This window comes from Marinococcus tarijensis, from assembly GCF_054971385.1.
In genome coordinates, this window is sequence record NZ_JBQOJA010000012.1 from 17,849 (window position 1) to 43,718 (window position 25,870).

At 50.1% G+C, this 25,870-nt stretch carries 30 protein-coding genes; 6 read left to right on the plus strand and 24 right to left on the minus strand.

Annotation, left to right across the window (positions count from 1 at the left end; all coding sequences use genetic code 11):
• Positions 1-40: 40 nt before the first annotated feature.
• Positions 41-1,000: a 2-hydroxyacid dehydrogenase gene (locus ACTTK7_RS08490; protein ID WP_462867403.1), complete on the minus strand. Its 960-nt coding sequence runs from the start codon at positions 998-1,000 to the stop codon at positions 41-43.
• Between the two features lie 548 nt (positions 1,001-1,548).
• Complete coding sequence (locus ACTTK7_RS08495) at positions 1,549-2,526, minus strand: 2-hydroxyacid dehydrogenase (protein WP_462867404.1); 978 nt, start codon at positions 2,524-2,526, stop codon at positions 1,549-1,551.
• A gap of 105 nt (positions 2,527-2,631) precedes the next feature.
• Between ACTTK7_RS08495 and ACTTK7_RS08500 the strand changes: the two genes are divergently transcribed.
• Positions 2,632-2,820 (plus strand): CsbD family protein, encoded by a 189-nt coding sequence (locus ACTTK7_RS08500; RefSeq protein WP_298786233.1) that lies wholly within the window; start codon positions 2,632-2,634, stop codon positions 2,818-2,820.
• A 40-nt stretch (positions 2,821-2,860) separates the two neighbouring features.
• Here ACTTK7_RS08500 and ytvA read toward each other — a convergent pair whose 3' ends face one another.
• On the minus strand, positions 2,861-3,640 hold the full coding sequence (gene ytvA, locus ACTTK7_RS08505; RefSeq protein ID WP_462867406.1) for a YtvA family blue-light photoreceptor: 780 nt from the start codon (positions 3,638-3,640) through the stop codon (positions 2,861-2,863).
• 229 nt (positions 3,641-3,869) lie between these two features.
• Between ytvA and lhgO the strand changes: the two genes are divergently transcribed.
• Together lhgO and ACTTK7_RS08515 are read left to right on the plus strand one after the other, a co-directional pair.
• On the plus strand, positions 3,870-5,054 hold the full coding sequence (gene lhgO, locus ACTTK7_RS08510) for an L-2-hydroxyglutarate oxidase (RefSeq protein WP_462867408.1): 1,185 nt from the start codon (positions 3,870-3,872) through the stop codon (positions 5,052-5,054).
• Between the two features lie 7 nt (positions 5,055-5,061).
• A complete protein-coding gene (locus ACTTK7_RS08515; RefSeq protein WP_462867409.1) occupies positions 5,062-5,424 on the plus strand; it encodes a VOC family protein in 363 nt (120 codons plus the stop codon).
• 45 nt (positions 5,425-5,469) lie between these two features.
• Here ACTTK7_RS08515 and ACTTK7_RS08520 read toward each other — a convergent pair whose 3' ends face one another.
• The 13 genes from ACTTK7_RS08520 to ACTTK7_RS08580 form a co-directional block, all read right to left on the minus strand.
• Positions 5,470-5,652, minus strand: a complete 183-nt coding sequence (locus tag ACTTK7_RS08520) for a hypothetical protein (protein ID WP_462867411.1) — start codon at positions 5,650-5,652, stop codon at positions 5,470-5,472.
• A gap of 561 nt (positions 5,653-6,213) precedes the next feature.
• Positions 6,214-6,561 (minus strand): hypothetical protein, encoded by a 348-nt coding sequence (locus ACTTK7_RS08525; RefSeq protein ID WP_022793490.1) that lies wholly within the window; start codon positions 6,559-6,561, stop codon positions 6,214-6,216.
• A 99-nt stretch (positions 6,562-6,660) separates the two neighbouring features.
• Positions 6,661-7,953: an NAD(P)H-dependent oxidoreductase gene (locus tag ACTTK7_RS08530; protein WP_462867413.1), complete on the minus strand. Its 1,293-nt coding sequence runs from the start codon at positions 7,951-7,953 to the stop codon at positions 6,661-6,663.
• 22 nt (positions 7,954-7,975) lie between these two features.
• Entirely contained in the window at positions 7,976-8,344 is a 369-nt protein-coding gene (locus tag ACTTK7_RS08535; RefSeq protein ID WP_462867512.1) for a PTS glucitol/sorbitol transporter subunit IIA, read from the minus strand.
• A gap of 61 nt (positions 8,345-8,405) precedes the next feature.
• Positions 8,406-9,440, minus strand: a complete 1,035-nt coding sequence (srlE, locus tag ACTTK7_RS08540; RefSeq protein WP_462867415.1) for a PTS glucitol/sorbitol transporter subunit IIB — start codon at positions 9,438-9,440, stop codon at positions 8,406-8,408.
• 34 nt (positions 9,441-9,474) lie between these two features.
• Positions 9,475-10,035: a PTS glucitol/sorbitol transporter subunit IIC gene (gene srlA / locus ACTTK7_RS08545; protein WP_462867416.1), complete on the minus strand. Its 561-nt coding sequence runs from the start codon at positions 10,033-10,035 to the stop codon at positions 9,475-9,477.
• Complete coding sequence (locus ACTTK7_RS08550) at positions 10,023-10,445, minus strand: transcriptional regulator GutM (protein WP_462867418.1); 423 nt, start codon at positions 10,443-10,445, stop codon at positions 10,023-10,025. The genes srlA and ACTTK7_RS08550 overlap by 13 nt, the downstream gene beginning before the upstream one ends.
• 255 nt (positions 10,446-10,700) lie before the next feature.
• Complete coding sequence (locus ACTTK7_RS08555; RefSeq protein WP_462867420.1) at positions 10,701-11,642, minus strand: sugar-binding transcriptional regulator; 942 nt, start codon at positions 11,640-11,642, stop codon at positions 10,701-10,703.
• An 82-nt stretch (positions 11,643-11,724) separates the two neighbouring features.
• Positions 11,725-13,110, minus strand: coding sequence for a dihydrolipoyl dehydrogenase (gene lpdA / locus ACTTK7_RS08560; RefSeq protein ID WP_462867422.1), 1,386 nt, complete (start codon positions 13,108-13,110; stop codon positions 11,725-11,727).
• Between the two features lie 14 nt (positions 13,111-13,124).
• On the minus strand, positions 13,125-14,426 hold the full coding sequence (locus ACTTK7_RS08565; protein ID WP_462867423.1) for a dihydrolipoamide acetyltransferase family protein: 1,302 nt from the start codon (positions 14,424-14,426) through the stop codon (positions 13,125-13,127).
• Positions 14,427-14,441: 15 nt separating this feature from the next.
• Complete coding sequence (locus ACTTK7_RS08570) at positions 14,442-15,467, minus strand: alpha-ketoacid dehydrogenase subunit beta (RefSeq protein WP_462867426.1); 1,026 nt, start codon at positions 15,465-15,467, stop codon at positions 14,442-14,444.
• A gap of 21 nt (positions 15,468-15,488) precedes the next feature.
• Positions 15,489-16,466, minus strand: a complete 978-nt coding sequence (locus tag ACTTK7_RS08575; protein WP_462867428.1) for a thiamine pyrophosphate-dependent dehydrogenase E1 component subunit alpha — start codon at positions 16,464-16,466, stop codon at positions 15,489-15,491.
• 200 nt (positions 16,467-16,666) lie between these two features.
• Complete coding sequence (locus ACTTK7_RS08580) at positions 16,667-17,032, minus strand: ArsR/SmtB family transcription factor (RefSeq protein ID WP_462867429.1); 366 nt, start codon at positions 17,030-17,032, stop codon at positions 16,667-16,669.
• 257 nt (positions 17,033-17,289) lie between these two features.
• Here ACTTK7_RS08580 and ACTTK7_RS08585 point away from each other — a divergent pair, with 257 nt between their 5' ends.
• From ACTTK7_RS08585 to ACTTK7_RS08595, 3 genes are all read left to right on the plus strand, one after another.
• The gene (locus tag ACTTK7_RS08585; RefSeq protein WP_462867430.1) at positions 17,290-17,787 is read left to right on the plus strand and encodes a sigma-70 family RNA polymerase sigma factor; all 498 of its coding nucleotides are present in this window, start codon (positions 17,290-17,292) and stop codon (positions 17,785-17,787) included.
• A gap of 281 nt (positions 17,788-18,068) precedes the next feature.
• Positions 18,069-19,145 (plus strand): branched-chain amino acid aminotransferase, encoded by a 1,077-nt coding sequence (locus ACTTK7_RS08590; RefSeq protein WP_462867514.1) that lies wholly within the window; start codon positions 18,069-18,071, stop codon positions 19,143-19,145.
• A gap of 139 nt (positions 19,146-19,284) precedes the next feature.
• Complete coding sequence (locus tag ACTTK7_RS08595) at positions 19,285-20,142, plus strand: alpha/beta fold hydrolase (protein WP_462867432.1); 858 nt, start codon at positions 19,285-19,287, stop codon at positions 20,140-20,142.
• 40 nt (positions 20,143-20,182) lie between these two features.
• Here ACTTK7_RS08595 and ACTTK7_RS08600 read toward each other — a convergent pair whose 3' ends face one another.
• The 8 genes from ACTTK7_RS08600 to ACTTK7_RS08635 all read right to left on the minus strand — a co-directional run bounded on the left by ACTTK7_RS08600 (position 20,183) and on the right by ACTTK7_RS08635 (position 25,845).
• Positions 20,183-20,428 carry a GlsB/YeaQ/YmgE family stress response membrane protein gene (locus ACTTK7_RS08600; RefSeq protein ID WP_022793506.1) on the minus strand — a complete coding sequence of 82 codons (246 nt, stop codon included), beginning with the start codon at positions 20,426-20,428 and terminating at the stop codon, positions 20,183-20,185.
• 286 nt (positions 20,429-20,714) lie between these two features.
• On the minus strand, positions 20,715-21,137 hold the full coding sequence (gene fabZ, locus ACTTK7_RS08605; protein ID WP_462867434.1) for a 3-hydroxyacyl-ACP dehydratase FabZ: 423 nt from the start codon (positions 21,135-21,137) through the stop codon (positions 20,715-20,717).
• Positions 21,138-21,160: 23 nt separating this feature from the next.
• On the minus strand, positions 21,161-21,415 hold the full coding sequence (locus tag ACTTK7_RS08610) for a DNA-directed RNA polymerase subunit beta (protein WP_462867435.1): 255 nt from the start codon (positions 21,413-21,415) through the stop codon (positions 21,161-21,163).
• A gap of 33 nt (positions 21,416-21,448) precedes the next feature.
• The gene (locus ACTTK7_RS08615) at positions 21,449-22,273 is read right to left on the minus strand and encodes a flagellar hook-basal body protein (RefSeq protein WP_462867437.1); all 825 of its coding nucleotides are present in this window, start codon (positions 22,271-22,273) and stop codon (positions 21,449-21,451) included.
• 36 nt (positions 22,274-22,309) lie between these two features.
• Complete coding sequence (locus ACTTK7_RS08620) at positions 22,310-23,098, minus strand: flagellar hook-basal body protein (RefSeq protein WP_462867439.1); 789 nt, start codon at positions 23,096-23,098, stop codon at positions 22,310-22,312.
• Between the two features lie 232 nt (positions 23,099-23,330).
• A complete protein-coding gene (gene murA, locus ACTTK7_RS08625; RefSeq protein WP_462867441.1) occupies positions 23,331-24,632 on the minus strand; it encodes a UDP-N-acetylglucosamine 1-carboxyvinyltransferase in 1,302 nt (433 codons plus the stop codon).
• A 222-nt stretch (positions 24,633-24,854) separates the two neighbouring features.
• Positions 24,855-25,142 (minus strand): DUF1146 family protein, encoded by a 288-nt coding sequence (locus ACTTK7_RS08630; protein WP_462867443.1) that lies wholly within the window; start codon positions 25,140-25,142, stop codon positions 24,855-24,857.
• A gap of 298 nt (positions 25,143-25,440) precedes the next feature.
• Complete coding sequence (locus ACTTK7_RS08635; protein ID WP_462867445.1) at positions 25,441-25,845, minus strand: F0F1 ATP synthase subunit epsilon; 405 nt, start codon at positions 25,843-25,845, stop codon at positions 25,441-25,443.
• Positions 25,846-25,870 lie beyond the last annotated feature (25 nt).

Sequence of the window (25,870 nt, forward strand, 5' to 3'; positions counted from 1 at the left end):
ATACCAATTATGCTAAAAAAACAGGAGGCTCCCTCCTGTTTCACAGCCGATCCTGAGGCTCCTGGCCGTTCAATACCTGCAGCACATTTTCCGCCGCCCGCAGCGACATATTGTTTTCATTTTCTTCGGTGAAGGAGCCGATATGCGGAAGCGTCACCACGTGCGGAAACGAAAGCAGCGGATGGTCGGCAGGCACCGGCTCCTCCGAAAATACATCCAGACCGGCACTTCGTATCCACCGATTCTGGAGCGCTTTGACAAGCGCCTCTTCATCCACGACGCCTCCCCGTGAGCCGTTAATAAATACAGCAGACGACTTCATCCGTTGAAAAGCTGCTTCGTTCATTAAATGATGCGTTTCTTTGGTGAGCGGCGTCATCGTACAGACAAAATCCGATTGTTCGAGCAGCGGCTCAAGTGCTGTCCACGAGGCATCGTATTTTTCCTCCGCTTCTTGCTTTCGCGAGCGGTTGTAATATAAAACGTTCATATCAAAGCCAAAGCGGGCCCGTTTGGCAATTGCTTCCCCGATCCGCCCCATGCCGATTATTCCGAGCGTCCGGTGGTGCACATCCACACCGAAATAATCATCCGGAAGTGTATTCTGCCACCTTCCGTCTTTAACATAGCGGTCAGTCTCCGGAATGCGTCTGGCCGCCGCCAGCAGCAGACCGAAAATAGCGTCTGCCGTCGTATCGTTCAACACTTCCGGTGTGTTGGAAGCATATACGCCCCGGGCTTTTAAAGCCTCCAGATCCAGATTGTCATAGCCAACAGAAACGTTGGCGGCAATACGGAGGCCGGGAGCCTGTTTCAGAAAAGCTTCATCGATTTCATATTCGATACCGATAATGGCTGCAGCCTCAGCCATCGCTTCGCGAAACGCCGGATCTTCGAGCGTTTCGCTGCGTTCAAAGTACCGGACCTCACACGTTTCCGCCAGTTTTTCACGGGCCTCTCTGCTGACCCGGTTGTAGGCAGCGACTAATGGTTTTTCCATAAATAATCTCCTTTCGTCCCATTTTCAGTGATTTTCACTGTTTGTTCACTGATAGCTCCTTTATAAGCTCATTTTCTTTAAAAACGATGTTTTATCTCCGTTTCATTCTGGGAATAGTCCCTGTACAATATTCAAAAGAAAGGGGCATTTTCATGTTATTTATTGAAGCCCGCAAACGCATGCAGGAAGATCTTATCAAAAACGGGGAACAGCAGGTCAAACAGCCAAAGCAGGCTGCGAAGCGGAAATTCCGTAAACGCAAAAGCAGCTGAAACCGAACTTCATGATTACAACGTCCTTCAACAGGGTATTCGTTAAATAAGAATTTGAAGATGGAGGACGTTATCTACTATGAGAAAATTAATTAAAATGGCTGTCAAAGTTGGACCTTTTGTTTATCCGTATGTACGAAAATGGTGGAAAAACCGCAAACAAAGGCGCTGAAATCATGAAGCGCTCATATAAAAGCTGAAAAAGACAGCCGTTCTCGCATACAGAGGGCGGTTTTTCTTATGTCCAAAACCGCCTCCTGTCTGCTTCAGGGACGCCTACTTTCTGCCCTTGCCCCATGCCTGTTCATTGACGAGGGCTTCCGGCTTTTCTCCCTTGAGGGCTTTTATGCACTGCTCGGCTGCCTCCATGTACATCGCTTCCCGGGTTTCTGTCGTACCGGTGCCGATATGAGGAAGTAGCGTCACTTCGGGCATGGTGAAAAACGGGTGATCCGATGGCAGCGGCTCCTCTTCAAACACATCGAGTCCTGCCGCGAAAATCTCTTTTTCCCGAGTTGCTGTGATCAGCGCCTGTTCATCCACCACAGACCCGCGCCCGCCGTTTAGAAATACCGCTGTTGACTTCATTTTCCGGAAGGCCTCTGCACCGATCATATGCTTTGTTTCCCTTGTTAACGGCAGCAGTACCATTACCACGTCCGACGAAGCGAGCAGATCATCGAGCTGCTCATAGACGGCTCCGGTTTCTTTTTCCGCCTGTTCGTGCCGTGAACGGTTATAGTAGCTGACCTCCATCCGGAAGCCTTCCTTTGCCCGGCGGGCGACCTCCTTCCCTATGCCTCCCATGCCAATGATGCCGAGCTTTTTATGATGAACGTTCAGGCCGAACCATTCCTTCGGCGCATTCCGGTCCCACTCTCCGTTTTTAACAAGCTCATGCATCTCCATCAGACGCCTCGAAGCGCCGATCATCAGACCAAACATCGTGTCCGCCATCGTATCGATAACTGCCGACGGAGTGTTTGTAGCTACAATACCCCGGTCTGTCAGCAGACTGACGTCAAGGTTATCCACCCCGGCTGAAGCGTTGCTTACTACCCGAAGTTCCGGCGCTTTATCCAACAGCTCCTGATCGACAGGCAGTCCTGCTCCAATAAGCGCCTCCGCGCTCGGCAGCACCTCCATGAATTTTTCCCGTTCTTTATTTGGACGGATCACATAAAGCTCCGCCTCTCCTTCGAGGTACTCCCGGACATGCTCCGGCGGATTCGTATAGGCAATAATAACAGACATACAGGTGTGCTCCTTTGCGTACGTATTTTTGTGGAATCATTTGTTTTATCCCAGGCTTCACCGGGAATATTCCCAGTACGAACCTAATACAGGAGGTATTCATTTATGGCAGATAAAAAGGGCTTCAGCGATAAAGTAAAGGGCGCTGTTAATAAAGTAAAGGGCGAAGCGAAGGATCAGGCAGGCAATGCCAAGGACGATCCGAAAATGCAGCGCGACGCCAAGAAGGATAAAGTAAAAGGCGAAGTACAGAACAAAGCCGGCGACGCTAAAAGACAGGACGAGGAAAAATAAGCAACATTGGTAAAGCCGGAATCCTTAGCATTCCGGCTTTTTACGATATTCCGAGCTCCTGCAGCATTTCTTTCACCGTGGCTGCGGTGCGCAGATAGGAAAGCGAAATGTTCTGCGACGTGAACGCCATCGAAAGCTCCGGCCTGACCCCGGTTACAATCAGCTCTGATCCGAGCAGGCGGAGCAGATGATGCAGGTTCATAATGCCGTCGGCCACCTGCTCGTCATAGTCGTCCATGCCGGAGAGATCAAGAATCAGTTTTTCATAATGAACGTTCCCGTGCGTTTCGGAAATTTTATGAAAGATCATTTCAAAACGTTCATAGGATAAATCCCCGACCACCGGAAGCACAGATATTTTTTCTGTGATCGGCACAATTGGCGTTGAGAGCCGGTTCACCTGACGCTCGCTTTTATCCAGGTCATCCTCGTATTTTTTCTGCCGGGTAATGTCACGCTGGACACCTAGAAAATACAGACGATTCTCCAAATAAATGGGCTCAATATAAATTTCATTCCAAAACGGCGTACCGTCCTTCTTAAAATTCTCGAGCTCAAGGACATGTTCCTCCCGGGCGGCCACGGCCCGTTTCATATTTTCTATTGCCTGCTCGTTTCGGTCTTCCCCTTGAAGAAAACGACAGTTAAATCCTACGCTTTCTTCGTACGTATAGCCGGTAACATCGGTAAAGCCCCGGTTCACATAAACGATGGGGTTATCCTCCTTATTCGGGTCTGTGATAACCAGACCGACCTTCGAATGATCGATCGCTTTTAAAATTAACGAGTCTGTCAAAATATCATCGTTAAACTCATCCATGGCGTGTGCAATCCTTTCCCAATCTGAGTGTTTATTATGTACCTCATATCTGCTATTCCTTTTTTCTGCAGCGCGGTAAACTTCCAATTTTTCTTTCCGGGATATATCCCTTTTTCATTATAATAGAAGCACGTTTTTTTAAAAACGCTCCCGTTGTAAGTTTTAAAAAAACGGGTATGCAGTGCGTAAGCAGTTTTGTTAAAAAATTGGCGTTTAAAGGAGCTTCGATATGTACGATTATATCATTATCGGCGGCGGAATCGTCGGACTTGCTGCAGCTTATGCGCTGCTTGAAGAAGAGCCCGGCGCCGGAGTAGTCGTTTTAGAAAAAGAATCCCATCTTGCCTCGCATCAGACAGGCCGGAACAGCGGCGTTATTCATTCCGGCATCTATTACCGCCCTGGAAGCCTGAAGGCTGTTCTTACGGAAAAGGGACGGAAATCGCTCGTGGCTTTCTGCGACCAGCACGGGGTTGATTATACTATTTGCGGGAAGATCATTGCCGCCAGGGATGAAAATGAATTACTGCAGCTGCGGAAGCTCTACGAACGCGGCAGACAAAACGGTCTGCAGCCGCGCTACCTGTCGCTTGAAGAGCTTGCAGAAAGAGAGCCGTACGTAAGCGCCCGGCACGCCCTGCTTGTGCCCGAAACCGGCATCGTCGATTACAGCGAGGTGGCCCGGGCTCTTGCAGCCGAAATCCGCAGACGGGGCGGTGATATCCTGATCGGACAGCAGGCTGAAAAAATTCAGGAAGCTGAACAGAGCGTGAGCGTCACTACCCCGGACCAGACGTTTACCGGCCGGAAGCTCATTAACTGCGGCGGACTGTACAGTGATAAAATTGCCCGCATGGCCGGTTACCATACAGATGTCCGTATTGTCCCGTTCCGCGGGGAATACTACACCCTTGCCCCGGAGGCTGAACACAAAGTCTCCTGGCTCGTCTACCCAGTACCGGACCCGGCCTTTCCTTTTCTCGGCGTTCATTTCACCCGCATGAGCCAGGGCGGCGTAGAGGCCGGCCCGAACGCCGTATTAAGCTTTGAGCGGGAAGGGTACGGAAAAATGGCTGTAAATCCGGCAGATGCCTGGGAGCACCTCCGGTCCCCCGGACTGGTAAAGCTTGCTTCCCGGTACTGGAAGGAAGGAGCGCGGGAATATGTGCGTTCGTTTTCGAGGCAGGCATTTACCGCAGAACTGCAGCAGCTGATTCCTTCTCTTACAGCCGATGAGCTTGTCCCTGGCGAATCAGGGGTACGCGCCCAGGCCCTTCAGGAAGACGGAACCCTGATGGACGACTTCTTTTTCATTACAGGATCCCGCAGCCTGCACGTATTAAATGCTCCTTCACCTGCAGCAACAGCTTCGCTTGAAATCGGAAAAACGATAGCCCGAAAAGTGAAAGGATGACCCTCTTATGACATTGTTTACCGGGATTGATCACGTACAGCTTGCTGCTCCGCCGGAAAGTGAAGAACAAGCCCGCCATTTTTTTCATACAATCCTCGGAATGCCCGAGATACCAAAGCCCGAAGATCTGGCTAAACGAGGCGGTGTGTGGTTTGACTGCGGCGGCCTTGAGGTCCATATCGGCGTCGAAGAACCGTTTTCTCCGGCCCGAAAAGCACATCCGGCGCTCCGCGTGCATAACCTCGAGCTTGCCAGAGAACGTCTGCAGGAGTTTAACTGGCCCGTAAAGCCCGAACAGCCGCTGAACGGCTCCCCCCGCTTTTATACGGAGGACCCGTTTGGCAACCGCATCGAACTGATTGAAAGATAGTAAAAAGCCCCCGGCATTTACCGCCGGGGACTTCTGATATCAGCTTTACAGACTGAGCATTTTCACCGAGTTTGGATGCAGTTCTTCCTTTAATTGCTCATACATTGTCGTTGCGCAGTCTTTTCCTTCTAAAATTAATTCCTCTTTCGCCTCACGGCCTTTATAGTTCTTTAGTGAAACCTCACGGCCGTCCTGGTCTACTGCAATCAGCATATACCTTTGTTTCATGGATGCTCCCCCTTTTCTCTTCCCTCTCTTTAGGCAGCCGTAGTGTTTTTCATCTGCTCAGATACGGCGCCACTGTCACATTTCTGCTGCTGGTTTAAATTACTGGTTGTTTGTTTAAGATTGGATAGGCTGTCAGAAATATCATTTTCCCGCATACCTCCCGGTGTAAACTTCCATCGCTTAAGACTATCTGCTCACAACCTATGGTTTTCTTTAACGCCGTTGCGGGTACATAGTCTTTAAGTAAATTAGTATATACCGCTCTTATTCATGTTATTTATTATACGCCGAGGGAGTGAAATACGATGGATTACTCCATGTCGCGTCAGGTAATTTACTGCTCGATCACGAAACAAAGGGTGCTTCACGAATTATCCTACGTTTATAGAGACGGGGTGTTTGACTCTGTTGCCACATGCACCGGAGTGTCAGAAGCCTGCGCTGCATGTCCTCTGCTGGAGTTCAACCGCACATACGAAGCAGCACCCACACCACGGAAACAACTGGTCAGTGGATAATACCTCTGTTTATAAAAAATCTTCCTTCCCCGCTTACGCGTGGTCAGGAAGATTTCTTTTGTTTGTTTTTATAATAGCGCAGGGTCTTCTGGGTATCATTTAAATCCCGCATCAGCCGGTAAGGCTTGCTTGCCAGCCGGAACGGCATCCGTACGACAAACGGCGTCCTGCTTTCTTTGTATTCCTCTGTTAAACGAGTAGGCTTCGTAGTCACGCGGTCATACACTTCGCTGTACCATTCCTTCATAATATCGCGGTTCAATGTGAGCTCCCGGCCGCACGTGCGGCACTCCATGCTGTACACATCCCCATTGATATATTCCACGTTGTGGGGCGTCTCTTCCTTACAATGAGCACACTGTAAGTAAATGAGCTCCTTACGTTTTTTCATCGCTTCAGCCCCTCCTTTGCTTATTACTCTTTTATTATACCACGATTTGAAGATGGAAAAAGAAGCGGCCGCTAATTTCGGCAGCGCTTCCTTCTCATTTTATTTCCACTCGTGATCCTGCATTTTCCGCAGACGCCAGATCGTTGACTCTACTGTCTGCTCCACGTCCTGGTGCGTAATAACCTCCCCTTTTTTGACAGCGCGGGTCATTCGCACATTTTTGTCCACCAGGCCAATTGGAAGTGCCTCCCTTTCTTTGGCTTCTCGGGCTTCCATTACCGTGCCGTAAATGGTAAAGCCGCCAATCGAATCCAGATGCTCATCCACCTCCAGATCGCGCTTGGCCACGGCCACTGTTTCAGCAATATGACCGGCGTCGGGAGCGATCGTCGCCTGGCCGTCCAGAAACGCCCGTGCTACGGAAAGCGGCGTTTCCAGGCTCGTCAGGTGATACGGGCGGTACAGCACATAGTTTGGTCCATCTCCCATTTTTAAATATTTCATTTCTGCGTTTACTTCCTCCATATCAGAAGCAACGATGGCAAACACGCCCGGAGCGATGCCGTTAATGTATTCCACAATATGCTGTTTGCCAACTTTCCCTCCCAGCTCCCGCAGCTCGAAGAGCTCCGGCAGATCGGCGACACCGGCTTCGAAGCCGTTCATGCCCGGCTTTTCCGGCACAAAACCGGTGGCGTTCGCCACAGCATTCATCTCCACCATCGTTTTTGTGCCGTCCTGGAAGGAGGCAAGCATTTTTGGACTCGATCCCTTCTCTCTGGCTTCCGCTGCTGCGGTGTCGGGATTTGCTTCCACGTTTAACGGGTTGTTTTTGCCTTTACCAAGCGCCACTATCTCAAAGCCAATCGCATCGGCAAAATCGTACAGCTCCATAATCGCTCCCGGCTCGTCACCTGCCGCCCCGGTGTATACAACGCCGCTCGCATCTGCCATCCGCTTCAGCAGCGGCCCGACAGTGACGTCCGCCTCGACGTTCAGCATGACGATATGCTTCCGGCTCAAAATGGCGTTCCAGGCAATTTCCGCGCCGATATCCGGCACTCCGGTCGCATCCACGACCACGTCCACCTCGTCGAGCGCGCATACGAGCAGCGCTTTAGTGGACGCCACCACTTTATTCATGCGGATAGCCTGCGAGGCTTCTTCTTTATTGTTAGTAGAAACAATATTTCCCCCCTCTATGCCGGCATGGCCGTACGCGTTGATGACATTATCTTCATTTATGTCCGCGGTTATGACGACCCGCATGCCCTTCATGTTTTCAATCTGGGCGATCATGCCGCGTCCCATCTGGCCGGCACCCACAAGACCCACTTTAATGTAGCGGCCTTCCTTTTCAAGCGCCTGCAGCTTTCGGTTAATTCCTATCATTGCTCTCCACTCCTATCCAGCTTTATTTTTTACGGAATACGATGGTGCTTCCCACCTGTATCGCAGGCAGCGGTTTGGCTTCTACACAGACCGTCCCCGGCAGATCTGAATTTGTCTCTCCATTAAACTGAAAGGTCGCATGCCCGAGATCCCGAAGCGTTTCGTTCGCTTTACCGCCAACGAACGTAAGGGAAAACACTTCACCGTCAATGATCAGCTCATCCCCGGCTTCCAGGTCTTCATTTAACCCTCCGGCGTTATGCACAAAGCTGATATCGTACAAATCCTTTGGAGCTGTTTCATTGAATAAAATCATCATGCCGTCGTCCATCAGCATTTGGGCGTCCTCTCCAATGCCGACTACGGTGGCTGTAAATACTTCTGTTTTCATCTGCACGGTCACTCCTCCTAAAAACTACAGGGCGGGCAGGCGTATACCCGCCGGTTTATTTTTATGAATACAGGCCAAAGCTGAAAAGATAAGCGATCACAACGGCAAGCGGGCCGGTAATAACCCTTGAAAACAGAACGGCCGGCACGCCGACAGAAATGGTCTCCGGCTCCGCCTCTCCAAGCGTCAGGCCAACAGGTACAAAGTCTGCCCCCACCTGCGGGTTAATGGCGAAAAGAGCTGGAAGCGCCATCGCCGGCGGAATGTTTCCCATCCCGATCTGGGTACCGATAAGCACCCCGACCACCTGGGCAATAACAGCGCCAGGACCGAGCAGCGGAGATAAAATTGGAATCGCACATATAAAGGATAAAAGCAGCAGCCCGAAAATATTACTGGCAAGCGGCGATACAAAGTTTGCGATCAGGTCGCCGATGCCGGTGAATGTGATGATCCCGATAATCGTACTAACAAAAGCCATAAATGGGAGAATGTTTCGGATAACGGTATCAATCGTTTCACGCCCCGCCTGGAAGAAAACGCTTACCACATTACCGACAGCGCGGCCGATACGTTCGATAATGTTTGCCTTTTTCGGACCGGATCCTTTGGCTTTCATTTTCGCATCGTCTTTAACCTGCCTGGCCACGTCCCGGTCCATCAGGGAGTTGTACGGCGAAGCTTTATCCTCTGCTTCCGCTTCCGCCGCCGGCACTTCATCCGCACTGATCGCCTTCATGTCTCTTTCACCCACACCGGAAACAAAATTCTCTTCGTTAATATATTGCGCAAGCGGGCCGGCCGGTGACGTGCCGTGAATATTGACCGTCAGCACGCCCATTTTCGGATAGACCCCGCAGCGTGCGGTGCCCCCGCAGTCAATAACTGCTGCGGCGATATTTTCTTTATCATAGGAGGCTTTGAATCCGTCTACCGCCTCCCCGCCAGTCAATTCCGCCAGGCGTTCGGCGACCGGATGGATACCACCGCCGGTTACCGACATAATATATCTTTTCTGGTCATTTGGATGAATGACGAGCGGGCCTCCCCAGCCGCCTCTCCCCTTCGTTACCTCTACCGGTTTATATTCAGCCATTATTCTTCCCTCGCTTTTTCTTTTAAATTTTCATTTATGTGCTGGCGCTTTTCTCCGTGGAACCATCTTCTGTATTAGCTGCCTGACGTCTGAGCATGATGGCGGTGATCCATTCGGTTACCACGCCGCGGATTAATATAACAATCAGACCGACAATAAAGAAGCGGATAGCAAGCGGGCCGGCAGACAGGCCAAGTGTTGTAATACCAGCTGATATTCCTGTGTAGACAAAAAGCTCGGCCGGGTTCGCGTGGGGAAACAATCCGGTAATTGGATGCACAAACGATACGGCAGAGTCGTAAAACGCCGGTTTTTGCCGCTCCGGCAGGAAGCGTCCAAAGGTGTAGCACATCGGGTTGGTTAAGAAAAACACAGCCAGGACCGGAAACAGTGTATAGCGCAGAAAGAAATACTTGGTGCTTTTCTGGGCCAGCGAGTAAATCCGTTCTTCGCCGATGAATTTAATCATCGCATTCACAGCAAGAATCAAACATATGAGCGTCGGAATAATACCTGTAACAAGCCCGACAAACGTTTCACCGCCTGCCTGGAACATGCCGATAAAGCCTTCTGCGAGCGTTACTAAGAAATCCATTTGTTATCCCCCTTTTTGTGTTTGCGCTTTTGTTCTGCAAGAATCTGCTGGGCTGCCATCAGATGAGCCCGCTTCGGATGCTTCTTTTTCCCGGCAGCGCCTTCGGCCTCCCACTGCTTTTTTAAGTCGTGAATGTTTTCCCCCATCAGCTCCGGCGCTTCGGCGAATCTGGCGAACACTGTCACTCCTCTCATAACCCTGGCATCGATCACCGTTCCTGCTTCATTGGTAACAAGCAGAATGACCGTGCCAATGCCAAGCAGGCGTTTATCAATGCCTGTACCAAGATATCCTGAAGGGCGTCTGCCCATCGAAGCAATCATGTTGTTATAGTATTTCATCTGGCGGAAGGTCAGATAAAATTGAATCAGCCATATGACGACAAACGCAGCGATAAAATAACCCCACATCCTCACCCCTCCTTTACATTTGTAACAACTTGTAACCTTTGTAATTATATTAAAGCGTTTTCATAAAACCGTCAATCTATTTTTCAGATATTTTAAAAATTTATTTTTGCGCGGATTTCCCGGAATAATTGACAATTATTTCTTTTATTTTACATATGTTTTTAATTACACATTTGTTCATTTATATATTAAAAAAATGTGCCATTGCTTCATTGGCATAAAAAAAAGGCCCCTTTGAAAGGAGCCAGGCGCACATTATTCGGTTAAGGCTTCTGCAATTTGATTATCCACGATCAGCACATCCAGATAACCGCCCTTCAATGCGGCCTCGATACCGAGAACTTTGTGGGAGCCCTGGGCTACGCCGACCACTTCGGGAATGCTTTTGATCTCCTCGAGCGTGAGGCCGATGACCCGGTTGTTGATTGGGTGGTCCACGCCGTGGCCGAGAGCGTCGAAAAACTTCGAGCTGATGTCTCCGACTGCCCCGGCTTTTCGGAGCGTGATAATATCTTCTTCCTGCAGGTACCCCATCGTTTCCATGGTAGAGTGCTGCAGCGGGTTGCCGAGGCCGACGAGGGCAAGTTCTACATTCCTGCCTTCCTCAAGCACCTGGGCGATGTCCTTGGACTGCACGAGGCGCTCCTTCAAGTCGTCGGTTTCGACCATGGCCGGAGCATACAGATACGAACAGAAGGCATTCATTTTCTGCGCAAAATGAAACGCCAGCTGATTGGAATGCAGATGCACGTATTTGTTCCCCATTCCCCCAATCAGCGGCGTAATCTGAATGTCTCTATGCTCGACATACGGATACTCTTCAATAAGTGAGCGAAGCGTTGTCCCCCAGGAAATACCGATCCGCTTTACCTGCTCGGATCTCTTAGCCACATAAGAAGCGGCCGCTTTTCCGATCAGGCGTTTGCCAAGATCAGGCGTGAACCCTGTCGTGGAAACGACTATCGCCTCTTTCAGCCCATACTTTTTTTCAAGCTTCTGCTCCAGGTCAACAGTATGCACACTTTCATCTTTAATATATATTTCAACAATGCCTTCATCCCGGGCCCGCTGCAGCATTTTGGAAATGACCGGGCGGGAGACGCCCTGCTTTTTGGCGATCTGCGCCTGGGTCCATCCGTCAAAATGATACAGCTTCGCTACTTTTACGGTTTCTCTTTTTTCTTCCCAGTTGAGCATAATTCTTCCCTCTATTCCATAAATTCATCTGATGCCAGTATATCACTCCCTGCCAAAAAACTATATACGCTTACATCGCTTTTTATTGATGAAGCGGGCGTCCGACGAGCGCAGATGCTCCTTCAAACATAGCTTCTGACAGCGATGGATGTGCATGCACCTGGCTGCTCCACTCTTCAGCCGTGCCTTCCAGATGGATATAGGCCGCGGGCTCTCCAATCATTTCGGTAACATGCGGGCCGGCCATCACCACGCCGAGAATTTCGCCGAACATTTCCCGGGAAATGATTTTAACAAATCCCCGGGACTCTCCCATCGTCATTGCTTTGGCGTTGCCCCGCAGCGGCACCGTTTTTACTTTAACATCGCTGTACGCCTGCTTGGCTTCCTGCTCGGACAGGCCGACCGAAGCTATTTCCGGAAAGGTGTAAATGCACCGCGGCACAAGGGAGAAAGCCATGGAAGCCGCCGCGCCCGCAGCATGCTCTGCTGCAATAATGCCCTCGGCACTTGCCGCATGGGCCAGCTGCCATCCGCCGACAATGTCTCCTGCAGCATAAATTCCCGGTACCGATGTCTGCATCGAACGATCAACCGCTACGAAACGGCCGTCCATACGTAAATGAAGGTCTTCAGCAGCAGCGATGACCGGCGCACGTCCGGTGGAGATCAGCAGCAGATCTGTGGTAAGCTCCCGGCTGTTTCCGGAGGCGTCCTGCACACTGACGACTGCCTGTTCTCCCTCCTGTTTGACAGAAGTAACCGAGGTACCAGCAAGAATAGTCGCCCCCGCCTCCTCGAGCGCCCCTGCCAGCATTTTTGCAGCGTCTTCATCCTCCTGGGGTATCAGCCGTTCAGCTGCTTCGACCACCGTCACCTGCACGCCAAGCGACTGATACAAACAGGCATATTCAGTACCAATAAATCCTCCTCCGACAATAGTCATCGACGCCGGAAGTGAATGGCGTTCATAAATAGTGTCACTCGTGTAATACCCGGTCTCTTCAAGGCCGGGGATCGGAGGAACCGCCGGCACGGAGCCAGAAGCAATAATTACCGCTCTCCCGGCCACCACTGTTTCCTTTCCGTCCCTGCCGGTAACCGTCACCTGTTTGTTCGAATGAACCGCCCCGCGCCCCTGAAATACCTGGACGCGGCCTTTTTTCATCAGCGACTGGACGCCCTGGCGGAGCTGCTGAATCACCTGGTTTTTCCGCTCAAGCATCTCTTCGTAGCGCAGATGAAAGCCTTCAACCTGGATCCCGTATTTTGAAGCGTTTCGTACATAGTTCACTGCTTCTGCGTTCTGGAGGAGCGTTTTAGACGGTATGCACCCCCGGTTCAGGCAGGTGCCCCCGAGCTCGCGGTCCTCAACGAGGGCAGTGGACTGGCCGAGACCCGACGCCCGGAGCGCAGCTACATAGCCTGCCGGCCCGCCGCCGACAATTACCTGGTCAAACGTTTCCATCAGTTCACCTCCTTTTAGACAAACAGCTGATACGGCTGTTCAAGCATTTGTTTAAATTCTGTTAAAAATGCAGCCGCCGGCGCTCCGTCGATAATACGGTGATCAAAGGACAGGCTTACCGCCATCATCCGGCGCATGGCGATTTCCCCGTCTATGACCACCGGTTTTTCCTGCATGCGGCCAACACCAAGAATAGCTGCTTCCGGCTGGTTAATAATCGGTGTAAAATGATCCACCGCATACATTCCCAAATTACTAATCGTAAACGTGCTTCCCGAAAGCTCTTTGCCGGGGAGGGTACCGTTGCGGGCCGCGGCCGCTGTCTGTTTGGTTTCAGCAACTAATTCTGCGAGTCCTTTTGTTTCTGTATCGCGGATTACCGGCACCAGCAGCCCCCTGTCCGTGGCTACAGCGATCCCCATATGCACAGACGACTGCTTTGTGATCCGGTTGTCCGTCATGGAGGCATGAACGGCCGGATGCTTTTGAAGCGCCCGGCTGCTCACAAGCATCAACAGCTCTGTTACCGAGAGCCGCTCGCCGGTCTGCTTTTCAATAACCGGAAGCAGCTGGGTGCGTAATTCCATGGCAGCTTCCATATCAATTTCGGTATGAAGCGTCACGTGCGGCACCTCGCCCGCGCTTTGCTGCATACGCTCTGCTACCACTTTCCGTATGCCCTGGAGCGGCTCGGAGCGAAGCTCCTCTTCTGCGGACTGCGAAGTGACATCGGTCCGTGTGATTTTGCCGTAGCTGCCGCTTCCTTTCACGACAGACAGGTCTACGTTGTTTGCCTGTGCTTCTTTTTTCGCAAGCGGCGTACTTCGTATGTGCTGCTTGTCTGCAGCCGCGTGAACATCCGCAGCGTGAATACGCCCTTTCGCTCCGCTTCCCTGCACCAGTGACAGCTCTACGCCGCTATCCCGTGAAAGCCTCCGTGCTGCCGGTGTAGCACGCACACCTCTCTCTTTTTCAATTTCTGGTGTCTGCTCTGCCGCTTCTGGAGCAGGAGTTTCCGGGAGGCTTTCCGGCTCTGATTTACCTTCGGATCCCGGTCTTTGCTCCGGCACCTGCTCGCCTTCTTCGCCAATATAGCCGACAATACCGTTTACCGGCACTTCTTCATCTTCATCGTAGTACCGTTTCAGCAGGACGCCTTCTTCATACGCTTCCACTTCAATATTTATTTTATCGGTCATTACCTCAAGCAGCGGCTCTCCGACCTCTACCTGATCTCCCTCCTGCTTAAACCACTGCAGAAGCGTTCCGGTTTCCATCGTGCTGCTTAATTTGGGCATAAATACTTCCTTCGCCATGAATACTGCCCTCCTTTAACGGCGGTTGACGCTGTCGCGCGCCGCCTGCATAATATCATCCACCTGCGGAACCATTGCTTTTTCAAGTGCCGGATTGTACGGCACAGGAATCGGCAGTGCCCCGAGCCGGTGAACAGGGGCATCCAGATAATCAAAGGCTTCGCTTTCTGCGATCATGCTGGCAATTTCGCCGCCGTAACCGCCTCTTTTGACGGCTTCATGCACAACGATCACCTTTCCGGTTTTTTTAACAGAATCCACGATCGTCTTTTCATCAAGCGGTACGAGCGTCCTCGGGTCAATCACTTCCACGTCAATGCCTTCCTCCGCCAGCTTCTCTGCTGCCTCGAGCGCTTTATGCACCATCACGGCGGTCGCAACGATCGTCACGTCTGTGCCTTCACGCTTTACATCCGCCTCTCCGAGAGGAATCGTATACGCTTCCTCCGGGACGTGCTCCTCCGTTTTGTACAATAATTTGTGTTCGTAAAAGATCACGGGATTCGGGTCAGCAATAGCAGCCTTCAGCAGTCCCTTCGCGTCTGAAGCTGTCGACGGCTGTACGACCTTCAGGCCGGGAACGTGGGCTACCCAGGCCTCAAGACTCTGCGAATGCTGGGCCGCAGCCCCGGTTCCGGAGCCAGAAGGCGTCCGCAGCACCATTGGCACATTGCCTTTACCGCCGTACATATACCGGAGCTTCGCTGCCTGGTTGGCCAGCTGGTCCATCGCAATCGTAATAAAATCCGAAAACTGCAGCTCGACGACCGGCTTCATACCTGTAAGCGCCGAGCCGATCGCAGCACCTGTAATTGCCGCTTCGGAAATTGGAGTATTACGTACCCGCTCCGGGCCGAACTCTTCAATCATACCGCGGGTAACACCGAAGGCACCGCCGTAGACCCCAATATCCTCCCCGAGAATAAAAACGTCCTGATCCTCCCGCATTTCCTGCGATAATGCTTCGCGGACGGCTTCGGCAAAGGTAATGCTCCGTGTCGTTTCCTTATCATTTGAAGAATTTACTGCGCTCGACTGCATCGTCAGGCACTCCTTTCTATATTAAGCGTATACATCCTCAAGCAGCGTATCCTCGGAAGGTTCGGGGCTCTGTTCCGCAAATTCCACTGATCGTTCGATACGGGCTTTGGTGTCTTTTTTCACCGTCTCTGCTTCTTCTTCGGTAATGACGCCCCGTTCAATCAAGGCGTCCTGGAAAAAACGGATCGGGTCTTTGTCTTTCCATTCTTTTTCTTCTTCTCTTGTCCGGTATTTTTTAGCATCGCTTTTAGAGTGGCCCTTCCACCGGTAGGTTTTCGCCTCGATAAGGACCGGGCCGCTCCCATTTCTTGTATACTCCACGGCTTCTTTCATCACGGTCATTACCTCGGGAAGATTATTACCGTCCACGACATGCCCTGGAATGCCGTAGCCGGAAGCACGATCGGCAATGTTTTCGATTTTCACCATATCCTTTACCGGGCCTGACATGCCGTACTGATTGTTTTCGCAGACAAAGATGACCGGAAGATCCCAAATAGCGGCCAGGTTCACTGCTTCGTGAAAACTGCCTTCATTTGCCGCCCCGTCCCCGAAGAAACAAACGGTAATATAGCCTTCCTGGCGCATCTTTGATGTGAGTGCTGCTCCTACAGCTAAAGGAATGCCGCCTCCGACGATGCCATTGGCGCCCAGGTTGCCTTTTTCAACATCCGCAATATGCATGGAGCCGCCCTTACCCTTGCAGTAGCCGGTTTCCCGGCCAAACAGCTCTGCCATCATCCGGTCCGGGTCGGCCCCCTTAGCGATGCAGTGCCCGTGGCCCCGGTGAGTACTTGTAATCTTGTCTTTATCTTCAAGCATCGCACATACACCTACGGCCGAAGCTTCCTGTCCCACGCATAGATGGGTCGTGCCGTGAATCATGCCTTTGGCGAAAAATTCATCTACTTTTTCATCGAACCAGCGGACGGTCCACATCTGCTCAAGCCAGTCGACCAGCTTTTCTTTTGGCTCTTCCCACACCCAGTCTGCCTGCATCACAATAACGCCCTCCTTACATTTGTTCTATATTATAACCTTTGTAAACATAATAGCTTCATTTCATTCGTTCGTCAACTAAACATTTGTGAAATATCGTTGATTTTAAAATGTTGTTTCCGCTTTCATAAATGCAGCTGGTTTTTGCAGATGTATTTTTGGCAGACATTTGTTTCCTGCAAATAAAAAAAGAGACGCTGCTACGCCTCTTTTCCCTGCCGTTCTTTAATTTCTGCCTGATGGCTGACAACGAGCTCCACCACCTGTCTCACATGTTCATCATCAAGGGAATAGTACACGGTTCTCCCTTCCTTCCGGAATTTCGTCAGTCCCAGCTTATGCATGTAGCGGAGGTGATGGGACGCCGTTGCAATGGAGGAGTCAATCACTTCGGCAATACTATGTACACTCAATTCCGGCGTCAGGGCCAGCGCCTGGGCGATCTGCATCCGCTTGCCGTCAGCGAGCCCCTTCAGCATGTCTGTCATGATATCAAGCGACCGCTGTTGAATCTGCTGCTGAATCCACTCCACGTTTGCCTGTGTTTCTTTATCTTCATTTGGCATTTCTGTTCACCTGCCTGATCGTAATCATTCTTATTTCAATTGTACGCTTTCTTTATCTGCTTTCAACCGATCTGCTTTATTTTTTCTTATACCGGCTGCGCTTTGCCTATACTTCGGCAGCTTTGTTCTTTTCTATAATACAACACATTACGCAAGGTTTATCCGTACATAGCCTCCAGCAGCATTCCGAGTCTTTATATATGCTGAGTCTACCATGGAATAAATAAGAACCGCGCGCGGCTTCACAGGAGAGACCGTTGACTGACACGATACCTGCTTCTTTTGAAGAAGCATATGAAAAATACACTCCGCTCGTCAAACGAATGATTACACGCCTCCGTATTTATCAGCAGCAGGAGGAATATATGCAGGCCGGATATGTAGGATTATGGAAGGCATACTCTACCTTTTCTCCCGAAAAAGGAGCTTTTCCGGGGTACGCTTTTATGCTTGTGCGCGGAGAAATGCTGATGATGCTCCGTAAAGAAGTCCGTTTTTCCGAGCGCCATCAGCTGTTTGATGACCACCAGCCCTTTGAGCAGTCGTCGGAAATGGAGGACCGCTTTGAGCTTGAAGCTTATTTTCCCCTTCTTTCAGAACGGGAACGAACCTGGCTTACCGAGTTCGCCGTACATTCTCTTCCTATACGTGACATTGCTGAAAAATACGGGGTAGCAGCTTCTACCGTCAAATCATGGCGGAAATCCGCATTGCGCAAGCTGCGGGCACATGCTGAAGAAGAGCAGATAGAGTAATATACGTTTTATTTCCCATGTCGGCTCGAGGTCGCTGTCCAGCTTTCTCCACCACCGGCTCGGGGTTACAATTCATCCTTTCAAAAATAAAAGAGCTATTTTTCTCAAGGCTGAATTGTACCTGTCGCCGATGTGCAGGTGGAGAAAGCTTTTCTAACCAGAAGGCGGACAGCGCTTGTCGCCGGCTTGCAAGTGGATAGAACTTTTCTTTGTATGATACAATCTAAATGCTGTTACCAGTAGAGAAATGAACGGAACGATAAATACATAGGAGTGATGTTATTGTGGCTGAGTCATTGACCATTGAACGTACAAAATCTCCGAAAACGAAGCCGGATTTCTCCCAGCTCGCTTTCGGGAAAAACTTTACCGATCATATGTTTGTTGTGGATTATGTAGAAGGAGAAGGCTGGATTGATCCAAGAATTGTGCCGTACCAGCCGCTTACGATGGACCCTTCCAGTCTTGTATTTCATTATGGCCAGGCTGTCTTTGAAGGAATGAAGGCCTATTATTCCGGCGGCAATATTATGCTTTTCCGTCCGGAGAAAAACTTCGAGCGCCTGAACCAGTCCAACCGCCGGATGAGTATTCCGGAAATCGATGAACAGTTATTGATAGATTCTCTAAAGGAACTCGTATCACTTGAGCGTGACTGGATTCCCCGCGGTGAGGGACAGTCGTTGTACATCCGCCCATTTGTGATTGCCACAGAAGCAAGTCTCAGCGTGAAACCATCCTCCTCATATAAGCTTTTGATTATTTTAACTCCTGTCGGCTCCTACTACGGCAGCGGCGAAGATGCTATGAAGCCGGTCAGTATTTATGTGGAAAACGAATTCGTCCGCAGTGTCCGCGGCGGCGTTGGTTTCACTAAAACGGCCGGTAACTATGCGGCCAGCCTGAAAGCCCAGGAGCAGGCCGGAAGCGCCGGGTACGATCAGGTGCTGTGGCTGGATGGCATAGAGCAGCGCTATATTGAAGAGGTTGGCAGCATGAATATTTTCTTTAAAATCAGCGGGAAGGTTGTAACTCCTGCGCTGAATGGAAGTATTCTTGAAGGGATTACCCGTGACTCCGTCATCGAACTCCTGCATTACTGGGATATTCCTGTGGAAGAACGCCGGATCGATATGGAAGAAATACGTACTGCGTATGAAGCAGGCACCCTGGAGGAAATTTTCGGCACCGGCACCGCAGCGGTTATTTCTCCTGTAGGCAGGCTGCGCTGGGACGCCCAGACCTACAAAATCAATAATGAAGAAACCGGTCCTCTTGCCAAACAGCTGTACGACACCATCACCGGTATTCAGACCGGGGATAAGGAAGACGTACTGCACTGGACCCGCACAGTATAATATTAGTAATCAACGGCTCTCCATCACGGAGGGCCGTTTTATTTTGAACGAAATTCTTTCGTTTCTTTTATAGTGTGCTAGAATATACCTACACATCATTTACAAGTGATACCTCACGAAAAAGAGGAGGAGGGAACGATTGAAACAATTAGCGCTTTCTTTACGTGATGGCCGTATGCTTAGTATCGCTATGTTCGGTGATCCGGACGGAACACCTGTCCTTTATGTACACGGAGTCGGAAGCTCCCGGCTTGAAGCCGCAATCGGAGAAGAAGCTGCAGCTTCCAACTCTCTTCGTATTATTTCTGTTGACCGCCCGGGCTACGGCCTTTCCACTCCGGATCCTCATGGTACCTTTCTGCAGTTTTCCAAGGACATCGATGAAGTAATGAATCATTTTGAAATCCAGCGCTGTTCCTTAATCGGTGTCGGCTGCGGAGGCCCTTACGCCGCAACCAGCACCAGTCTTTTGAAGGGACGCATCAGCGAGCTCCATCTGGTCGGATCACTCGGTCCCACAGAGGACCCTGAACTGTTTCGCCTGCTCGATACCTCCTTACAAGCACCGCTGCAAACGATTCAGGAAGCGCCAGAGCTGCTGCGCAGCCGGTGGGAACAGACGAATATGGAGGATAAAATCTTCCAGACGGAGTCCGAACAGCTTTCCAAAGAAGAACAGCAGTATGTAACACCGTTCATTCTGGATAAATGGCGATTTGCGGTCCAGGAATCCGCCCATTCTGCTGAGGGCTTCCTCCGGGACCTCCAGACGCTGATGACGCCGTGGGCCTACCATTTGGAAAACATCGATACCCCGACTTATGTCTGGGCGGGAGAGGAAGATGAAATTATCCCTCTCCGGCACGCCGTATACCTTGCCAACCATATCGAGCGTTCTGCCCTTGAAACGTTTCCCGGCATGGGCCATATCGCAACAGAGGTGCTCGGCATCAATACAGCTCTTCAGCAGATCAGTAAAAACCGCGCCCTGTCATAAAAATGAAGCCGCCCCTGTGAAAGGACGGCTTCATTTATTGTTAACGGATCGCTTTTAAAATAAAGCTTAGAATTACGACGAAAATAATTGCACCGATTAAGGCCGGGAAAATCGCGATACTGCCGATAACCGGTCCCCAGGAACCAAAGATGGCCCCGCCAATCCAGGCACCGATAATACCTGCAATAATGTTACCCAAAATGCCGCCCGGGATGTCCTTGCCCAGTATTAAACCGGCAAGCCAGCCAATCAGACCGCCGACGATAAGAAATAGTATAAATCCCATTACATTGACTCTCCTTTCGTTATTTCGTTCAATCCCCCTTTTTCCCGTAAATTGTATTTAATAACCTTGTTTAACTTCAATTTTAGAATCAAATATATTTTTATAACAATTATTAAATAAGCTTTGGCCTCAGCAGAGGTTAAACCTTCTACTTCCCAACTCAAAGACTTAGTCCTAAATTGGTAAGCCTCTATACATTCTTTATAAAAAACCATAAAAAAGGCCGAAGCTGGATATATTCCCAACTTCGGTCTAAATGTACTTGTTAAAAACTTGAAGCTTTTTATTATTGAATCGCAAACATCAGGTCCGCTTCTGCAACGACTTTGCCGTCCACGGAAGCTGTGCCTTTTCCTTTAACAATAGATCGTCTCTGTTTGGTGACTTCCATTTCAAGGCGCAGCTGGTCTCCTGGCTTCACCTGGCCTTTAAACCGGCATTCGTCAATGCCTGCAAACAGGGCAAGCTTTCCTTTCATCTCTTCCTGTTGCATCAGGGCGACGCCGCCGGCCTGGGCAATCGCTTCAATGATAAGCACTCCCGGCATTACTGGATAGTTGGGAAAATGACCATTGAAAAATTCTTCATTGGCGCTTACATTTTTAATGCCTACCGCCCGCTCCCCGGGTTCTACTTCAATAATTTTATCAACAAGCAGAAATGGGTAGCGGTGGGGAATAATCTCTTTGATTTGTTCTATTGAAAGCATCATTTTTTCCTCGCTTTTTTATGCTAATTTCCTTGAATTAATCGATAAATCTCCAGCCAGGTCGATGGGTTTAAAGCCTGAAAAGGGTTGCCTCCCCCGACCGCATAGCCAATCATCAGGCCAATAATCGAACAGATAAAAGCCAGAATTAAAATAATAATAAGCCAGTGCCACCAGTGGAGGTGCTGAAGACGCGCACGCACCTTCTGCGCACCTCTTTTCAGCTGTGCTTTCCTACCCGGTTTAGACGTCCTTGTATGGTTGTCCTGATTGCTCATATGTACTATCTATGCTCCCTTAACCACAAAGACTTATCGAATACTGTTAATTAATCCAAGCATCTGGTCTCCCTGCGTCAGTGCACGGGAATTAAACGAGTATTGTCTTTGGGCATTCATCATATTTACTAATTCATTCGATAAATCCACATTAGACTGCTCGACCATTCCCTGCTTTACGCTGGACGGGTCAGCTTCTACAACCATATCATTTTCCGCTGCCCCGAGTCCATCTAAATCCTCAAAACGATACCGATTGCCTCCAACAGATGTCAATGCCTGCGGACGCTCCACCTGCACCACGCCAAACGCCCCAAGGTTCACGGTACCACCGGCTGCCGTTACAGCTGTCAGTTCCCCGTTTTCCTGCATCGAAAATTCCGACGCTCCTGCAGGAATATCAAATCTTCCTCCGGCTTCGTTTAATACAAATCCCCCGTTCTGGTCAACGAGCGTATAGCTGCCAGGCGCTGCCGGGTTCTCTGATAAGTACAGCTGACCGTCTTTGGTATATTCAACCGCTCCGTCTTCTGCCTCCACCTGGAAAAAAGCATCCGTGTCTTCCAGAGCAAAATCGAGTTCCCGTTCGCTCTCCTTCAGCGATCCCTGCTCCATGCGAAGCGCTGTCTGGCCGATCGCTGCTCCGCCGCCTGTCCGTATTCCGGGCGGAGTAAGGCGCCCGGTGCCGTTTTCCGGCATCGGCATATTGTCCTCCTGCTGGTACATCATTTCGCTGAACGTCGCCTGCCTGGATTTAAATCCGGCTGTTTCCACGTTGGAGAGGTTGTTGCTGATCGTGTCCATCTGCTGCTGAACCAACCCCATGGACTGAAATGGTATGCGTAATCCCGAATACATGCTGCGTTCCTCCTGAATTCTTTATTTTTAGTATGTTTAACCGAGGCGTCCCACTTCATTCACAGCCTTTTCCATGCTGCGGTCATACGTCTGCATCACCTTCTGATTGGATTCAAACATCCGGTAAGCTTCCATCAGCTCCGTCATCGCCCGGGTGGAATCGGTATTGGACTGTTCGAGAAACCCCTGTTTCATTTGATAGCGGACGTCTTCATTGGCCGCTGCAGCGCCAAGCTCCTCTTCCGCTTCAAAAATTCCTGCTTCGGTTTTAACTAAATCATTGGTATCAGGTGCATACGCCACCCCCAGCTGTCCGGCTTCCCCGCCATTTTCAATCAGCACCGTACCATCTTCAGTGATTTGAAAATTTTCATTTCCAGTTTCCACCGGAGCGCCTTCGTTATTTAATATGTACTGTCCGTCCGCTGTCGTTAAAAACCCTTGTGCATCCACTGTCCAGTTGCCGTTGCGGGTGTAGGCCGTTCCGTCTTCTCCCTGGACCGTGAACAGCACTGCCCCGTTTTCATCCGGCACCTCTGCCTCAAGCAGGGCGACATCGGATGAGGCATTCGTTTCCTGCAGCTCTCCCGGGGTAAACGAAGAGGCCTGGTCCTGCATGTAAACGCCCGTCCCAAGTGAACCGATCGTATGCGGTCCTCTTCCAGCATTCTCCGCATGCAGAAGCTGCTCCGGAAACGTCCGGATCGCACTTTGATCGGATTTGTAGCCGGGCGTGTTGGCGTTGGCGATATTATTGTTCAGCATGTCTGTTTTTCTCTGCTGGGCTGTCATTCCCGACGCAGCATTATAAAAACCCCTCAGCATAATTGTATTCCCCGTTTCCGTAAATGTAGGCCGAACGTAAACCCGGCTGGGCATGCTTCCATCTTTAAATCGTCCACATTTATAATTAGTTCTATTTTACCACAAACGACTGATGCGAGGAATATAGGCATGCATTTAGTGAAGTATATCCTATTTCACCGGATACTATATACCTACTCTCGAAGCATAAAAAGACCACCACTGCATAGTGATGGTCTGTGTTATTCAAAACTTAAGAGCGCTGGGCTGTTTTCAGGGAAGTGTCTGCTTCCTCGTCCGCATTTACGCGTGTTACATTTGCGCCAAGGCCCTGCAGCTTTTTATGAAAGTCCACGTACCCACGGTCAAGGTGACGAAGCTCTGTTACCGTTGTTTCACCCTCTGCTACGAGACCGGCAACAATCAAAGCGGCGCCTGCACGGAGATCGGTAGCCGACACTTCAGCACCCTGCAGTTTTTTCGGACCGCTGATGATCGCAGTGCGTCCTTCGATCTTGATGCTTGCGTTCATACGCTGGAATTCTTCTACGTGCATAAAGCGGTTTTCAAAAACTGTTTCTGTAATAAGGCCGGTGCCCTTTGCCTGGGTTAGAAGTGCCATAAACTGCGCCTGCATGTCTGTTGGAAAGCCGGGATGCGGCATCGTCTTAATATCAACCGGCTTTAAAATATCCGGGCCGGTGACAAGCATGCCCCCGTCGCTTTCTTCAATCTTTACGCCCATTTCACGCATTTTTGCTACAAGCGGACGTAAATGTTCATGCATTGCGCCTTCGACGAATACTTCTCCTCCGGTAATCGCAGCAGCAATCATAAAGGTGCCTGCTTCAATCCGGTCCGGAATAATTGTATGCTCCGCTCCGGTTAATTTATCCACACCCTCGATGCGGATAGTGCCGGTTCCGGCGCCGCGCACTTTGCCTCCCATGGCGTTAATAAAGTTGGCAAGATCCACGATTTCCGGTTCCTCTGCTACATTTTCAAGCGTAGTAGTGCCTTCTGCAAGAGCTGCAGCCATCATAATATTTTCAGTAGCACCGACGCTTGGAAAATCAAGATAAATGCGGGCACCCTGAAGGCGTTCTTCTACTTTCGCTTCAATATAACCGTTGCCGATTTCGACGTGGGCACCCATCGCTTCAAATCCTTTAAGGTGCTGATCGATCGGCCGGGAGCCAATCGCGCATCCCCCCGGAAGCGCAATATGGGCGATCCCTTTTCTTGCTAAAAGCGGACCCATGACGAGAAACGAAGCCCGCATCTTGCTGACATACTCAAACGGGGCTTCCGTGGAAAGATCACCCGTAGCGTCAGCCGTCCAACGGTGATCCTCGTAATTAACTTCTGTTCCGACGTGGCGCAAAACATTGGAGATCGTGTCTACATCTGCAAGCGGCGGTACATCGTAAAGTGTACTTTGCCCTTCTTCTGCCAAAAGAGTAGCTGCAATAACAGGCAGAACTGCATTTTTTGCTCCTTCTGCTTTGACGGACCCCTTTAGGCGTCTGCCTCCCTGTACAATAATTTTATCCAATTTAATTCCCTCCGCTATACTTATGCATATTATCTTTTTGTGCTGCGTACTTCACCTAAAAGAGCTGTGCTTTTCTTTCGTCCATTTGTCTAACCTTTTCATTAGTCGCTTCCCGTCTCAAAACGTTACAGAGGTAAAGAGATAGTTTTTCCGTGTCCATTCCGGCAGCATCGATGAATTTCATACAGAATCCTTTACCCGCTCCCGCTTTTTCATAATCTTTTATGCCAAAAGTGTGAAAAATAGGTAACGGAGATACAAAGAAAAATCAAAATAATCGATAAAGAAGCTGCTTACAGAGTAGCTGATTGCAATAGCGAACAAAATAATCAAAAGTCTTCCCTTCAGGCTTTCCGGCCTCCGGATAAAAACATCAAACCGGAATGCCTGCAGACACCACCAGGTCAGGATAAAAAAAGAGAGATGAAGCAGGATATGTATTAGTGCTTCCTGGCCGTCCGGATTCATGCCATCATGCCTTTCTTTGTTGCTGTACAAAGTTCTTTGCAAATTTTAAGCCACGTTTCAGAATAACCAAATGCATCAGGGAAAACAAGAGACGAAGGTTCTGCTACTATGTGCGGCGGTTATTGGGCCCACGAGGTCTTGTACTATTTTTATGGAAATTTTTATAACTATAAGCATATTTTATTATAAAGGATTCATAATCAAACATCTATAGTTCTATCTTCTTTAGAAACGCAGGTGCTGCTATTATTTGATTTCACTATTCACTGCCGGATACTATACGCCTATAAAACAAAAGAACCGTTTCTCCTTTTGGAAAAACGATTCTTCAGGTGTATTTCTATGAGCCTTCGGAAACCTTCAGGCGGGTGTTGGCCCGTTTTAAGGCCAGGCGCGCCCGCATGATATCAATTTCCTCTTCATTTATCCGGTCCAGTCGTTCCTCCGCCCGCTCCTTGGCGATGCGGGCTCGTTCCGGATCGATCTCTCCTGGAGTTTCTGCAGATTCCGCTAAGATATTAACGGCGTCAGAGCGGACTTCTACGAATCCTTCACTCACAGCCAGTAATTTTACTTTGTTGTCATACTTAATGCGGACTGCATCAATCTTTAGAGGAGCCACGGTTGGAACGTGGCCGGGGAGAATCCCCATTTCGCCACTTTCCGCACGAACACTGACCATCTCTACTTCTCCATCAAAGACGGACCCGTCCGGAGTCACTACGCTGAGATGCATCGTTGCCATCTGTGTTCTTCCCCCCCCGTGTCGT